A 14261-nucleotide genomic window follows, 5' to 3' on the forward strand; every position below is an offset into this window, starting at 1 on the left:
GGCGGAGGCCACCATCCACCTCACGCGGGTCGACGACCCGTCGCGATTCGGCGTCGTGCCCACCGACGACGACGGCCGGGTGTCGATGTTCGTCGAGAAGCCGGCCCCGGGGGAAGCTCCGACCCACAACATCAACGCGGGCACCTACGTGCTCGAGACCTCGGTGCTCGACCGCATCCCGGCGGGCCGGCGGGTGTCCATCGAACGCGAGGTTTTCCCGGCGCTCGTCGAGGCGCGCACGCTCTACGCGCGGTCCGACGACGCGTACTGGATCGACACCGGCACCCCCGCGCAGTACCTGCAGGCCCAGCTCGACCTCATCAGCGGACGTCGCCCGGGCCCGCCGGCACCGGGCGCGGTCGAGCGCGACCGCGACGTCTGGACGCTGGGCGCGGCGGTGATCGACGGCAGCGTGCACCCGCCCGCGCTGATCGGCGACGCGTCGTTCGTCGAGGTCCGCGCCCACGTCGAGGGCGCGATCGTCGGGGCCGGCGCGCGCGTGCACGACGGGGCGCGGGTCTGGTGCTCGGTGCTGCTCCCCGGGTCGGTCGTGCGTCCGGGAGCCGTGGTGGAGCGATCGGTCGTGGGCGAGCTCGCGGTGGTGGGTGAGCGGGCCCGGCTCCTCGGCGGGTCGGTCGTCGCGGGGCGCGCCGCGGTGGCCGCCGACGCCGAGCTCGAGGGCGTCAAGGTCGAGGCGGGGGCCCCACGATGAGGACGCTCGTCACCGGAGGCGCCGGCTTCATCGGGTCGACGCTCGTCGATCGCCTCCTCGCCGAGGGGCACGCGGTCGACGTGGTCGACGACCTGTCGAGCGGCTCGCTCGTCAACCTCGCCGACGCGCGCGCCAACCCCGACAACGACTTCACCTTCCACCGCCTCGACGTGCGCTCCGCCGCGCTCATCGACCTCATCATCCGGCGCCAGCCCGAGGTGGTGTTCCACCTGGCGGCGCAGGCCGACGTGCGCGTCTCGGTCGAGCGCCCCGCGTTCGACGCCGAGGTCAACATCATCGGCACCCTCAACGTCCTCGAGGGCGCCCGCCAGGGACCGACGCGCAAGGTCGTGTTCGCGGCCAGCGGTGGCACGCTGTACGGCGAGCCCGAGGAGCTGCCCGTGCGCGAGTCGCACCCGCAGCGGCCATTGTCGCCGTACGGCGTGTCGAAGAAGGCGGCGGGCGACTACCTCGTCACCTACCGGGAGCTGCACGGCGTCGAGTTCACCGCGCTCGCGCTCTCCAACGTGTACGGGCCCCGCCAGGACCCCCACGGCGAGGCAGGTGTCGTCGCCATCTTCGCCGGTCACCTCCTCAGCAACGAGCCCTGCACCGTCTTCGGCGACGGTGAGCAGACGCGCGACTTCGTCTACGTCGACGACGTGGTCGACGCCTTCGCCCGGGCCGCCACCCGGGGCTCGGGGCTGCTGGCGAACATCGGCACCGGCCGGGAGACGAGCGTCAACCAGCTGTACGACTCGATGGCGTCGGTCGCGGGCGTCACCTCACCGCCGCGCTACGCCCCCGCCCGACCGGGCGAGCTGGCCCGCTCGTCGCTCGACCCGGCCCGGGCCGGGATCCACCTGGGCTGGAAGGCGTGGACCGAGCTCCCCGAGGGCGCCGGCCAGGTGCTCGACTGGTTCCGCGCCCGGGGCTGACCGGCGCAGTCAGAGGAACAGGGTCGGCGGAACGGGGTCAGCGGAACAGGTCCTCCGCCGCCGGGCGCACCAGCTCGGCGCGCACCGACGACTCGCGCAGCCACGTCGGGTCGACCCCACGGACGACCGCGGCAGGCACGCCCGAGGCCTTCCCCATGACGAGCTCGGCCGCGGCGGCCAGCTCGTCGGCCACCGCCACCTCGGTGACCTGCATGACCCGGCCGAGGGCGTCCGCGGTGCCGCGCAGGTCGACGATGGCGGCGACGCCCGCGCACCCGATGGCCACATCGGTGAGGCCGCGCCGCCAGGCGCGGCCGAACGTGTCGGACACGATCACGCCCACCTCGACGCCGACCCGGGCGCGCACGCCGTCACGGATCCGCCGGGCCGAGCGATCCGCGTCGACGGGGAGCAGCGCGGCGTGGCCCGCCTCCACGTTGGAGAGGTCGACGCCCGCGTTCGCGCAGACGAAGCCGTGAGCCGTCTCGCTGATGATCAGGTCGCCACGCCGCCTGAGCACGCGCACCGACTCGCGCTCGACGAGCGTGCGACGCGCGGCCAGGTCGTCGGGATCGATCGCGACCAACCGGCCCTCGGCCTTCGAGACCACCTTTTGGGTGACGACGAGCACGTCGCCGTCGTGCAGCGCGATGCCCGCGAGGATGAGGTCGGCGAGCACGTCACCCGGTCGCACCTCGGGCACGCCCTCGACGGGGATGATCTCGATGCCCGCGGTCATGTCGACGCGATCGCCTGCAGGCACACCCGCGCCAACGCCTCGGCCTCGGCCGGGCCGTGCATGACGGTGGGGGCGACGACGCATCGCATCCCCTCCGCCTCGACCGCCCGCGCCAGGCCGGCATCGGCCTCGTCGATCACGAGGGCGCAGGCCAACGGCGCGTACAGGCGCGCCACCCCGACCACCGACGACTCGTGGCCCAGCTCGACGAGCAACCGGTCGGCGGGGCCCTTGATCGCGGCGCCGGCGACGATGGGGGACACGGCGACGGTGTCCTCCCGGCGCTTCTCGACCGCGGCGCGCACGCCGGGCACCGCGAGCAGGGGGGCGATGGACAGGATGGGGTTCGAGGGGCAGATCAGGACCGTCCGGGCGGCCTCGAGCGCCGCCAGCACGCCCGGAGCGGGCCGGGCCTCGTCCGCGCCGGCATAGCGCACGCCGCGCACGGGCACCGCGTGGCGGCGACCCACGAAGTACTCCTGAAAGCCGATCTCGCCGTCGTCGACCACGTCGACGCGCGTCTCCACACGGTCGTCGGTCATCGGCAGCAGGCGCAGGCGGAGGTTCCAGGCGGCGGCGATCTCGGCGGTCACCGTCGACAGCGGGACGCCCTCGTGCAGGCGGTGCGTGCGGTAGAGGTGGGTCGCCAGGTCGCGGTCGCCGAGGCGGAACCACGTGAGCCCGGGGCCGTAACGCTCGAGCGCGTCCATCGCGGCCCACGTCTCGCCGACGAGGCCCCAGCCCGTCTCGCGGTTGATGGCGCCGGCGAGGGTGTAGGTCACGGTGTCGAGGTCGGGGCTGACGTGCAGGCCGTGCAGGACGACGTCGTCACCCGTGTTGACGACCGCCACCACGCTCGCGGGGTCGACCGCGGCGACGAGGCCGCGCAGCATGCGCGCGGCACCGACTCCACCGGCCAGGGCGACGATCACGCCCGGAGGCTACCGGTAGTGTCTCGCCGGTATGCCCCCGCTCGCCTGGGTGTCGGTCGTGGGGCCGCTCGTCGTGTTCGCAACCGGCCTGCTCGGGCGGCGCCTGATCGCGCCCGGCGATGCGTACAACGAGTTGCTCCCTCAGCACATGCTCGCGGCGCGCGTCGTGCGCGACGGCAACCTGCCCGTCTGGCACCCCTACGCGTTCTCCGGCTACCCACTGCTCGCGACGAACCAGGTCGCGGTCTTCTACCCACCGAACTGGCTGTTCCTCGTGCTCCCGCCGGTGCTGGCGAACAACGCGATCGTCATCAGCAGCTTCGCGGTGGCCGGGCTGGGCGCGTTCCTGCTCGCCCGCCGGCTATGCGACGACGACGCCGGCGCGGCCGTGGCCGGCGTGGCGTTCGGTCTCAGCCCGTTCCTGTTCGCGCACCTGACCCACCAGAGCCTCATCGCCAGCATCGCCTGGCTCCCGTGGGTGCTCTACGGGTTCGAGCTGCTGCGCGAGCGCGTGACACCTCCGCGTGTGCTCCTCGCCTCGGGCGCGCTCGCGCTGACGCTGCTCGCCGGGCACGGCCAGATGTTCGCGCTGGTCGTCCTCATCGTCGGGGTGTACGCCGTCGCGCTGACGAGCATCCGGGCGCTGGCCGTCGCCTTCCTGCTCGTCGCGATCGGCACCGCCCTGGCTTCGGTGCAGCTCGTGCCCACGACGACGATCGTCCCCGACACCGATCGTTCGCACATCGACTACGAGACCGCGGTCAGCTTCTCGCTGCCCGGCTCGCACACCGCACTCCTCGCGTTCCCCTTCCTCTTCGGCAACCATCCCGCAGAGGGCCCGTACACCGACCGTTACCGCGGTCGGTGGAACCTGCCCGAGATGAGCGGCTATCCGGGCATGGTCGTGCTCACGCTCGCGGTGGCCGGGCTGGGCGCGGCGCGACGTGACCGGCGCGTGAGCGCGCTCGTCGTCGTCGGGGTGGTCACGCTCCTGATGGCGCTCGGACGAACGACGCCGGTGGGCCACGTGGTGCACGCGCTACCCGTGTTCGGCCAGTTCCGGTCGTGGGCCCGTGACGTCGTCGGGCTCGATCTCGTCGTGACCCTCGTCGCCGCCTACGGAGTGGCGCGCCTCCGCGATCCGGCCACCCGCAGGGTCACCGCGATCGCGGCAACCGCGACCGCGCTCGCCGTGCTCGTGGGTGCGTTCGTCGTGCCCCAGCTCGGGCCGGTGCGCCCCTTCGTCGCGCACGGCGACACGCGCACGTACGCGCTCCTGGTGCCCGTGCTCATGGCTGTCGCGGGGGCGGGCCTCTGTCTTCTCGCCCTACGCGCGCCGCGCGCCGCATGCACGCTGCTGACCTTGGCGGTCGCGGTGGACGCGGTGGTCGCCTTCGGAGCCTGGTTCGAGTGGCGGAGCGGCAGTCCGAGCCTGGCCCGCTTCGCGGCTGACCGGTCGCTCACGGTCGGCCCGCGCTTCGGTCCCATGAACGACGCACCCGGCGGCATCGTGCGTTACCTGTCCGTCGGGAGCCGGTTCGGCACCCCCGAGGACCCCGACGTCACCGACCTCAAACGCGTGCGGTCGGCCAACGGGTTCGACCCACTGGCGCCCCGCCGCTACCTCGAGGCGCTCTCGATGGACTACCTCGGCCGCGTCGATCCGAAGACGAGCGCGTTGCGACCAGGGAACCACCTGCTCGACCTGCTGCGCGTGTCGGTCGTGCTCGTCGACCCGGGTCTCGACGCGCCTGCGTCGCTCGGCCCGGGGCGCCTGGTCCGGGGGGGACGCAGCGTGCGCTACGACTACCGGCCGCGACTGCCTGCTGCCTTCGTCGTCGGGTCCGCGTCGCGCGTCACCCCGCGCGAGGCGCGGCGTCGGGTGTCGGGAGCGGTCGCGTTCGACCCCTCCGCCGACGCGCTGGTCGAGACGAGTTGTCGCGCGTGTCGACGGGCGCGGACACCGGGAACTGCGGGCTCCGTGTCGACGATCCGGTGGAGGACCAACTCGGTCGACGTGAACACCACGGTCGCACGCGACGGCGTGCTCGTCGTCAGCCAGGCGTGGTTCCCGGGCTGGACGGCCACCGTCGACGGTCGCGCCGCGCCGGTCCTGCGCGTCGACGGGCTCGTGCAGGGCGTGCCGGTGGGCCCCGGACGCCACCGGGTCACACTGCGCTACCGGGCTCCGGGCCTGCTGCTGGGGGCGGCCGTGTCGGCGGCGACGCTGACGGGCCTGGTGGGCTGGTGGCTGGTGGACCGCCGCCGTCCGCCACGGGCTCCGCGGGCGACTGGGGCCGGGGCTGTCGCCTCCGGCTGACCCGGGTGGCGACGTCGGCGAGCGCCAGGAGCTCGCGGTCGCCCGCGCTGTCTCCGTAGGCCCAGAGGCGGATCGGGCCCTCGCCGAGATGGGCTCGGAGCCGGGCCACCTTCTCCGCCCCTCGTACGTTGCGCCCGGCGAGGCGACCGGTGAGGCGGCCGTCGTCGTCGACCTCGAGTCGCGTGCCGAGCACCGCGTCGAAGTCGAGCAGCCGTCCGATGGCGGCGAGGTAGAGCTCGGGGGACGCGGACACGATGACGAGCTCGTGGCCTTCGCGGCGATGCCATGCGACGACCTCGAGCATGTCGGATCGCACCCGGCGGGCGGTGACGTGGGCGGCGTAGTCGCTCACCACCTGGTCGAGGTCGACGACCCGGCGGCCGGCCAGCAGGCGCCCAAAGAGCCGCGCCTTGAACAGGTCGCGGTCGCCGCCGCCCGCGGCCAGCCGGGCGAGGCGCGGCGACTCGATGGCGAGGGCGCGTGCGACCGCCGCGGTGCCACACACGCGTTGGAGGAACGGGAGCAGGCTGTCGCGCTCGACCAGCGTGCCGTCGAAATCGAACGCAGCCACCGCCCTCATCGCGCCGACATCGCGCGCCGGCCCGCGCTCAAAGGTCGAGGCGGCGGAACAGGGCCCTGGGTAGGTGGCGCAGCGCGGCGAACACCCATCGGATCGGGGGCGGGGCCCACACCGTGTCGGAGCCCTTGCGCAGCCCGGCGACGATCACGTCGGCCACCTTCTCGGGCGTGGTGCTCATCGGCTTCCTGTCCATGCCGGCGGTCATCTTGGTGTCGACGAAGCCGGGGCGGACGACCATGACGTGCACCCCCGAGCCCTGCAGGAAGTCGGCGAGACCCGAGCAAAAGCCGTCGACCGCCGCCTTCGACGCGCCGTAGGGGAAGTTCGACTTGCGGACGCGCTCGCCGGCCACCGACGAGAGCACGACGATCGTGCCGTGGCCCTGCGCCTTGAGCCGCTCGACGACCGGCATGAGCACCGACACGCTGCCCATGACGTTGGTGTGGAGCAGGTCGAGGGTCGCCCTGCGGTCGACGCGAGTGCGGTCGGCGTCGCCCAGCACACCGAAGGCGAGCAGCACCAGGTCGATGTCGCGCGCCGCGAACGCGTCCGCGACGAACGCGGGGTGGCTGTCGAGGTCGTCGGCGTCGAACGTCAGGAGCCGTACGTCGGTGGCCCCCGCCTCCTTCAGCTCCAGCGCCAGGTCGTCGAGGCGCTCGGGCCGGCGGGCGGCCAGCGTGACCGTGCGGGCGCGGTCGGCCACCAGCGCCTTGACGGTGGCGCGTGCGATGTCGCTGCCGCCGCCGAGCACGAGCACGGACTGCACGGACCCGAGCGCGTCCTTCACGGCATCACCGACTGCCACATGGGAGCTGCGGTCCTCCGCTTCGCTTCGGTCCTCGCTCGCGGGTTGACCGTCCATGTCCGGCGTGGGTCCTCGCTCACGGGCTCACTCTCACACGAGTTGCAGACGCCGGGCCAGATCGGAGCACATCACGGCGTCCGGGTCGAGGCGGGCGCGGATCTCGCGCCAGCGGTCGAGCTCGGGATACATGATGGCGAGCAGCTCGGGGCGCAGTCGCGAGTCCTTCGCGAGGTACACGCGGCCGTTCGCGCCCACGACCAGGTCGTCGAGGTCGTCGAGCAGGCGGGCGAGGCCGGGCAGCGCGGAGGGGATGTCGAGCGCGAGCGTCCAGCCCGCCATCGGGAACGAGAGCAGGCCGTGCCCCGGCCCGAAGCGCTTGAGCACGGCCAGGAACGAGGGGGTGCGGGCCTCGCTGAGGCGGCGCACCGACTCGCGGACCGCGTCCTCCTGCCCGAACGGGACGACGAACTGGTACTGCACGAAACCGGTCCGGCCGTAGAGCCGGTTCCAGCCGCTCACGCTGTCGAGCGGGTGGAAGAACCAGCTGATCGACTCGAGCCCCCCGATGTCGTGCCGGGGCGCCTTGCGGAACCACAGCTCGTTGAAGGCGCGGACGGTGAGGCGGTTGAGCAGACCGGGTGGTGCCCAGGGCGGAGCCGCCAGCCGGGTGTGGGGATCGAACGCGAGCGCGGTCGCGCGCTCGTCGACCGGCAGAGCGTCGAGGCTCGCGTGCTCACCGCGGCTGAGCACGGCGCGTCCCATCGACGTGCCGCGCGCGAGGCAGTCGATCCAGGCGACCGAATAGCGGTAGCGCTCGTCCTCCTCGTGCATGAGCGTCATCAGCTCGTCGAGGTCGGAGCAGCGTTGCGTGTCGGCCCGGATGCGGCTGGTCTCGATCGGCAGCAACTGCAAGGTCGCCTCGGTGACGACGCCCGTGAGGCCGAGGCCGCCCGCGGTCGCCCAGAACTCGTCGGGAGTGTCGTCGGCTGTCAGGCGGAGGTGCTCGCCGGCCGGGGTGCGCAGCTCCATGGACAGGACGTGGTCGCAGAAGCTGCCGTCGCGGTGGTGGTTCTTGCCGTGGATGTCGCTGGCGATCGCTCCGCCGACGGTGACGTGGCGCGTGCCGGGCGTGACCGCCACGAACCATCCAAGGGGCACGATCAGTCGCATCAGCGCGTCGAGGTTGAAGCCGGCGTCGACGGTGATGGTGCCCGCGCCCAGGTCGATGCTGCGCACGCGACGGAGCGAGGTCATGTCGAGCACGCGCCCGCCTGCGTTCTGCGCCACGTCGCCGTAGCCCCGGCCGAGACCGCGCGCGATCGCACCGCGGTCGTCGGCTTCCTTCAGCATCGCGTCGACGTCGTCGCCGGCCAGGGGCCGGTGCACGTCGCTGCGCGTCGGCACCGTGCGCCCCCAACCGGTGAGCAGGCGCGACTCGCTGTTCACCGCGTCACTTCCCGACGTAGACGGCGCACGCGAACACCGTCAGCCACACCACTCCGATGACCTGCAGCGTTCGGTCACCGAGGATCACGTCCTCGGGCGCGGCCCCGTGACCGGTCTCGAGGAGCAACGCGTAGCGGAGGAGCGCGATCACGAAGGGGATGATCGACAGCTCGAACCAGGGGAGGCCCGAGCGCCCGGCAGACTGCTCGAACGCCCACAGGCAGTAGGCCGTGATGGCCACACCCGATGCGATCATCCACACGTAGCGGAGGTAGGGGAGCGTGTACAGGGCGAGCGTCGAGCGGGTGTCGGCCCGGTCGTCGCCCATCTCACGGTGCTCGCCGTAGCGCTTGCCGGCCACGACGAAGAGCGAGGCGAACGAGGCCACGATGAGGAACCACTGGGAGATGGGCAGGTGGGTCGCCACGCCGCCTGCGATGGCCCGCATGATGAAGCCGGATGCGACCACCGCGATGTCGATCACGGCGACGTGCTTGAGCCAGACGGTGTAGCTGCCCGTCAGGCCGATATAGACGGCGATCACCACGAGGAGCTCCCACCGCACGAGGAGGGCAACGCCCAGGCCGGCGACGAGGAGCATCGCGCCCAAGACCACCGCGAGGCGGAGCGGCACGTCGCCGGCGGCGATCGGGCGCCGCCGCTTGGTGGGGTGGCGACGGTCGGCCTCCACGTCGGCCGCGTCGTTCAGGTAGTAGGTGCCGCTGGCGGCGAGGCAGAAGGCCACGAAGGCCAGCAGCGTGTCGACGAGCACGTCGCCGTGCGAGAGGACGCCGGCCGCGCCGGGCGCCGCGAACACGAGCACGTTCTTCGCCCACTGCTTCGGACGGGCGGCGCGCACGAGGCTCCGGAGACGGACGCGCTTCACCGGGGGGTCGGTCGGAGAGACGCGGACGTCGGTGGCGAGGCGTCCCATACCTCCAGCATGGTCGCAGAATGACCCCCCCGGGTGCCAGGACGCCCGTGACACCCGTGAGCGGGTGTCATGCTGAGCGAACTTGTCCCAACCGTCGCCGCGCCGTTTGCGTGTCGCCCTCGACGCCACGCCGCTCCTGGGCACCCGTACGGGTGTCGGGGTGTTCACGTTCGGCGCGATGGAGGCGCTCGCGGAGCTGCCGGAGCTCGACGTGGCCGCGTACGCGATGCCCTGGCGGGGCCGGGGCGCGGGGAGCCTCACGCTGCCCCTGGGAGTGGGGCGGGCCCGGATACGGCTGCCCGGCGGTGGGGTCGACGTGTTGCACGGCACCAACTTCGCGGTGCCCCGGGCCCGGCACGCGGCGCGTGTCGTCACGGTTCCCGACCTCGCGCTGCTCCGTTTTCCAGAGCTGCGCACGCGCAAGGCCCGTTTCGACCTGCGGTCGCTGCGCCGGGCCATCGCCGGAGACGCGTCGGTGCACACCCTCTCATCGTTCGTGGCCCAGGAGGTGGTGACCCTGCTCGGTGCCGACCCGGCGCGCGTCTCCACCGTCGCGCCGGGCGTGCCTCCCCTTGCCGCCGGCAGTCCCACCGCGGGCCGGCGCATGGCGGGCGCCGACCGTTACATCCTGGCCCTCGGCACGGTGGAGCCCCGAAAGGACTACGCCGCGCTCGTGCGCGCGTTCGACCAACTCGCGGCGGAGCGCGACGACGTGAACCTGGTGGTGGCCGGGGCCGATGGATGGGCGGTCGACACCTTCGGCGAGGAAGTGCGGCGGGCCCGTCACGGCGACCGGGTGGTTCGCCTCGGCTATCTCGACGAGGCGGGGCGATCGGCGCTGTTGCGCGGGGCGTCGGTGTTCGCCCTCCCCTCCCGCTACGAGGGATTCGGCTTCACGCCGTTGGAGGCGATGGAGGCCGGCGTGCCCGTCGTCGCGACCGAGGTGGGGTCGTTGCCGGAGGTGCTGGGCGACGCCGCCCTGTTCGTTCCCGCCGGCGACGACGCAGCCTTGAGCGACGGGCTCGCACGCATGCTCGACGACGACGCGCTGCAGACGCGGCTCATGAAGGCGGGGCGCAACCGGCTCTCGCGCTACTCGTGGAGGGCATGTGCCGACGGCCTGGCTGCGCTCTACCACCGCGTCGCGGCGGAGCGATGACGCCGTCGCCCCGGATCTCGGTGGTCGTGCCGAACTGGAACGGCCGCGACCTCATCGACCGGTGCCTCGAGTCGGTGCGGGCCCAGACCGTCCGCGATCTCGAGATCATCGTCGTCGACAACGGGTCCGCCGACGGTTCCGCCGAGCACCTTCGCCGCCACCATCCCGACGTGCGGCTCGTCGCGCTCGCGGTGAACCAGGGGTTCGCCGGAGGGGTGAACGCCGGCGTGGCCGCCGCACGCGGGGAGTTCGTGGCCCTCCTCAACAACGACGCGTGGGCCGCGCCCGACTGGCTCGAGCGGTTGACGGCGCGGCTGGCGTCGGAGCCGGTGGCCGGGGCGTGCGCGCCGAAGATCTACCGCGCCGAAGGATCCCAGCCCACGGGCCGGCTCGACTCGACCGGCGAGCTCTACTCGATCTGGGGCCTTCCGTTCCCGCGTGGTCGCGACGAGCTCGACCGCGGGCAGTACGACGACGCGAAGGCGGTGTTCGCGGTGTCGGGTGCCGCGAGCGTCTATCGCAGCGCGCTCTTCGCCGCCGTGGGCCCGTTCGACGACGACTTCTTCGCGTACTTCGAGGACGTCGACCTGTCGTTCCGCGCCCAGCTGGCCGGCTTCTCGGTGCTCTACGAACCGAGCGCGGTCGTGTACCACCGGGTCGGGGCCAGCTCCGGGGGCGGGATGACGCCGTTCGGCCGCTACCACTTCGTCAAGAACTCGTGGTTCCTCTTCCTGAAGGACGTGCCCGCACCCCTCGCGTGCCGCTACCTCCCCCGGTTCCTCTTCCTGCAGGTGGGGCTGTTCTGGGGCTCGGTCCGCCTCGGGCTGCTCGGCGCGCACGTCAGGGCCCTGCTGCGGGTTGTCGTCAGCGCGCCGGCGATGCTGTCGCGTCGCCGGCGGATCCAGCGCGAGGCCGTCCGCAGCCATCACGAGATCGACCGCATGCTGGTGCGCGAGCTGCCGCCGGGGATCCGTCGCGGTCGACGGCTGACCAAACGGCTCAGCGCGGGTCGAACCGCTTCGTGAGAGCGCCGCGCCTCGATACGTCGCGGAACAGGCCGGCGTAGTCGGGGCGGGGCGCCGTCCACCGCGGCGGGCGGGCGCGGCGATCCGCGGCCGAGCTCGCGGCAGGGAGCCTGGACGTCACCGCGCCGGCGAGCGGTGCCGCCTCCCCGGAGGGCACCAGCTGCAGCGCCTCGCCGACGTGCGCCGCAATCTCTCGCGGGCCGCCGGCGTCCGTCGCCACCGAGGGAACCCCGCTGGCCAGCGCCTCGACCAGCGCCATGCCGAAGGGCTCGGGCGTGGTCGAGGGCAGGACGAACACGTCGAGGTCGGCGAGCAGCTCGGGGACGTCGTCCCGAGCACCGAGCCATCGCACACCCGGCATGGCCTCCACCCGCTCGCGGAGGAAGGCCGCGTAGCGCTCCTTGCCGAGCACGGTCCCGCCTGCGATCACGAGCTCTGCGGTTGGGCTCGACGCACGAATGAGGGGGAACGCGTCCAAGAGGACGTCGAGGCCCTTCCACGTGTCGACCCGTCCGGCGAAGCCGCACAACGGCGTGTCGTCGGCGATGCCCTCGGCGGCGCGGAAGCGCCCGGCGCGATGCGGGCCGAACACATCGGCGTCGACGCCGTCGGTCATGACGCGCACGTTGTCGGGTTGCAGTTGTGCCGCGATCGCGTTCGAGGCGGCGACCACGACGTCGGCGAAGCGCATGGCGAGGAGACGTTCGAGCCGCAGCGCAGGTCCCGACTGCACCACGATCTCGCGCGCGTGCCACACGTGGGGCCGCCGGACGAGACGGGCCACGGCCCAGCCGTAGAGCGAGTGCAGCGAGTTGGTGTGGACGACGTCGGCGCGGACCCGTCGGGCCACGAGCGCGATGCGCGCGACGACGACCGGCCAGGCGAGCGCGTACGCGACGCGGTAGCCGAGCGGTGCGCTCAACGTCAGCCGGCGCATGGGCACGACGTGGAGCCGGGCGCCGGCAGCCTCGAACTCGGCCGCCAGCGGGCTCGGGCCGGGCACGACGACGTGGTTCTCGAACTCCGTCGACGGCAGGTCGCGGATCATGCGCAGCAGCAGCTGGTCGGAGCCTCCGCGCTCGGCGACGGGCTGGACGTGGAGAATGACCGTCATGCGCGTGGGCCTGAACGTGGAACAGCTGTTTCACTCGGCACCGGGCGGGATCGGACGGTACACGGCACGGCTGGCCACCCTACTGACGACCCTCGAGCCCGCGGACGAGGTCACCGCGTTCGCGGCCGCCCACCCGCCTGCGTCGGTCCGCCGGGTGATGGCCACCTACGGACTGGCTCGCCCGGCCCTGTTGGGCCTGCCCCGTCCCGTCCTCTACGACCTCTGGCACCTGGCCGGCGCGCCATCGCTCACCACCCTCTCGCGCCGGCTGCGCGGGCTCGACGTCGTCCATGCCCCGTCCGGCGCGGTGCCGCCGCGCGGGCGAGCCGCGTTGGTCGTGACCCTGCACGACGCCGGCTTCATCGAGCATCCCGAGACGTTCACGCGCCGGGGCCGCCGCTTCCACGCGCAGGGGATGAAAGCGGCGGTCGAGCGGGCCGATCGCATCATCACCGTCTCGCGCGCCGCCGCGGTCGAGGTGGCGCGCCACACCGGCCTCGACGATTCACGTCTCCGGGTGGTGCCCCACGGTGCCGACCAGATCGAGGTCTCGCCGGACGACGTGGAGCGGGTGCGTCGCACGTTCGCGATCGGCGCCCGGCCGTACGTCTTCTGCGTCAGCACCCAGGAGCCGCGCAAGAACCTCCGGCTGCTCGTCGCCGGCTTCGGCCGCGCCGTCGAGCGCCACGGGCTGCCCCACCTGCTGGTGCTCGTCGGCGCGCGGGGCTGGCTGCACGAGGAGATCGCGGACATGCCCGGGGCGACGTCGCTCGGCGATCGAATCCGCGTCCTCGGACGGGTCGCCGACGCCGATCTGTTCCCGCTCTACCGCGGCGCGGCGTTGTTCGCCCTGCCGACCCGCCACGAGGGGTTCGGCCTGCCGGTGCTGGAGGCGATGGGGCAGGGCACGCCCGTGCTGTGCAGCGACGTGCCGCCGCTGGTGGAGCTGGTGGGCGAGGCCGGGGAGCTGGTCCCCCACGACGAGGAGCTGTGGGCTGGCGCGATCGCGCGCCTGCTCGACGACCGCGACCGCCGCGAGGCGCTGAGCGCGGCCGGCCTCCGGCGTGCCCGGGAGCTGACGTGGGATCGCTGCGTCCGAGCGACCCGCGCCGTGTACCAGGAGGCCATCGCTTCAAGGGCGTAGAGCCGCAAAGGCGTAGAGCCTCGAGCGCGTAGAGCCTCGAGCGCGTAGAGCCTCGAGCGCGTAGAGCCTCGAGGGGGTAGCCGGTTCAGGCCGCCTTGCCGCGCCCGGTGAGCTGGGCGATCACCGGCGTGATGCGCCCCTCGACCTGCTTGGTCAGCTTCTGCAGCTGCTCGCCGGTGCCGGCCAGCTGGGCCTCGACCTGCTGCTGCAGCTCGCGGCGGCGCACCTGGGCCCGCTGGTACGCGAGCACGCCCAGCCCGACGCTGATATAGGCGGCGTCTCTCGCCGCGTTGCGAACATCTGCCATGAAGACCACTCTCCCGAACGGCGTGTGCTTGCAAGCCTACGTCTATCCATAAACTTTTGCAAGCAAACAGGCACCAATCTGCGTCACCGGGGGACTACTCTCGGCG

At 72.9% G+C, this 14261-nt stretch carries 14 protein-coding genes; 6 read left to right on the forward strand and 8 right to left on the reverse strand.

The window, feature by feature from the left end:
* Nucleotides 1–712: NDP-sugar synthase (locus E6G06_21135; protein TML86155.1), on the forward strand; the 712-nt coding region annotated here is incomplete at its 5' end.
* Nucleotides 709–1650, forward strand: coding sequence for an NAD-dependent epimerase/dehydratase family protein (locus E6G06_21140; GenBank protein TML86156.1), 942 nt, complete (start codon nt 709–711; stop codon nt 1648–1650). The genes E6G06_21135 and E6G06_21140, both read left to right, overlap by 4 nt.
* A 37-nt stretch (nt 1651–1687) precedes the next feature.
* On the opposite strand, the gene cofE is transcribed toward E6G06_21140, so the two are convergent.
* Both cofE and E6G06_21150 read right to left on the reverse strand, forming a co-directional pair.
* Complete coding sequence (gene cofE, locus E6G06_21145; protein TML86157.1) at nt 1688–2389, reverse strand: coenzyme F420-0:L-glutamate ligase; 702 nt, start codon at nt 2387–2389, stop codon at nt 1688–1690.
* Nucleotides 2386–3321 carry a 2-phospho-L-lactate transferase gene (locus tag E6G06_21150; GenBank protein TML86158.1) on the reverse strand — a complete coding sequence of 312 codons (936 nt, stop codon included), beginning with the start codon at nt 3319–3321 and terminating at the stop codon, nt 2386–2388. The genes cofE and E6G06_21150 overlap by 4 nt, the downstream gene beginning before the upstream one ends.
* 31 nt (nt 3322–3352) lie before the next feature.
* Here E6G06_21150 and E6G06_21155 point away from each other — a divergent pair, with 31 nt between their 5' ends.
* Nucleotides 3353–5641, forward strand: coding sequence for a YfhO family protein (locus E6G06_21155; protein TML86159.1), 2289 nt, complete (start codon nt 3353–3355; stop codon nt 5639–5641).
* On the opposite strand, the gene E6G06_21160 is transcribed toward E6G06_21155, so the two are convergent.
* The 4 genes from E6G06_21160 to E6G06_21175 form a co-directional block, all read right to left on the reverse strand.
* On the reverse strand, nt 5490–6221 hold the full coding sequence (locus tag E6G06_21160; GenBank protein ID TML86160.1) for an HAD-IB family hydrolase: 732 nt from the start codon (nt 6219–6221) through the stop codon (nt 5490–5492). The genes E6G06_21155 and E6G06_21160 overlap by 152 nt on opposite strands.
* Before the next feature lie 28 nt (nt 6222–6249).
* Nucleotides 6250–7008: a decaprenylphospho-beta-D-erythro-pentofuranosid-2-ulose 2-reductase gene (locus tag E6G06_21165; GenBank protein ID TML86182.1), complete on the reverse strand. Its 759-nt coding sequence runs from the start codon at nt 7006–7008 to the stop codon at nt 6250–6252.
* Between the two features lie 108 nt (nt 7009–7116).
* On the reverse strand, nt 7117–8472 hold the full coding sequence (locus E6G06_21170) for an FAD-binding oxidoreductase (protein ID TML86161.1): 1356 nt from the start codon (nt 8470–8472) through the stop codon (nt 7117–7119).
* A gap of 4 nt (nt 8473–8476) precedes the next feature.
* Nucleotides 8477–9406, reverse strand: a complete 930-nt coding sequence (locus tag E6G06_21175; GenBank protein ID TML86162.1) for a decaprenyl-phosphate phosphoribosyltransferase — start codon at nt 9404–9406, stop codon at nt 8477–8479.
* A gap of 106 nt (nt 9407–9512) precedes the next feature.
* Here E6G06_21175 and E6G06_21180 point away from each other — a divergent pair, with 106 nt between their 5' ends.
* Nucleotides 9513–10565 carry a glycosyltransferase family 4 protein gene (locus E6G06_21180; GenBank protein ID TML86163.1) on the forward strand — a complete coding sequence of 351 codons (1053 nt, stop codon included), beginning with the start codon at nt 9513–9515 and terminating at the stop codon, nt 10563–10565.
* Complete coding sequence (locus E6G06_21185) at nt 10514–11590, forward strand: glycosyltransferase family 2 protein (protein ID TML86164.1); 1077 nt, start codon at nt 10514–10516, stop codon at nt 11588–11590. Before E6G06_21180 ends, E6G06_21185 begins: the two co-directional genes overlap by 52 nt.
* On the opposite strand, the gene E6G06_21190 is transcribed toward E6G06_21185, so the two are convergent.
* Nucleotides 11565–12704 carry a glycosyltransferase family 4 protein gene (locus E6G06_21190; protein ID TML86165.1) on the reverse strand — a complete coding sequence of 380 codons (1140 nt, stop codon included), beginning with the start codon at nt 12702–12704 and terminating at the stop codon, nt 11565–11567. The two genes, E6G06_21185 and E6G06_21190, sit on opposite strands and share 26 nt — an antisense overlap.
* Here E6G06_21190 and E6G06_21195 point away from each other — a divergent pair.
* Nucleotides 12637–13848, forward strand: a complete 1212-nt coding sequence (locus E6G06_21195) for a glycosyltransferase family 4 protein (protein ID TML86166.1) — start codon at nt 12637–12639, stop codon at nt 13846–13848. The two genes, E6G06_21190 and E6G06_21195, sit on opposite strands and share 68 nt — an antisense overlap.
* Nucleotides 13849–13933: 85 nt before the next feature.
* Here the strand turns inward: E6G06_21195 and E6G06_21200 are convergent, their stop codons facing one another.
* The gene (locus tag E6G06_21200; protein TML86167.1) at nt 13934–14155 is read right to left on the reverse strand and encodes a hypothetical protein; all 222 of its coding nucleotides are present in this window, start codon (nt 14153–14155) and stop codon (nt 13934–13936) included.
* Between the last annotated feature and the right edge of the window lie 106 nt (nt 14156–14261).

The organism is Actinomycetota bacterium (genome assembly GCA_005888325.1).
Lineage (GTDB): Bacteria > Actinomycetota > Acidimicrobiia > Acidimicrobiales > AC-14 > AC-14.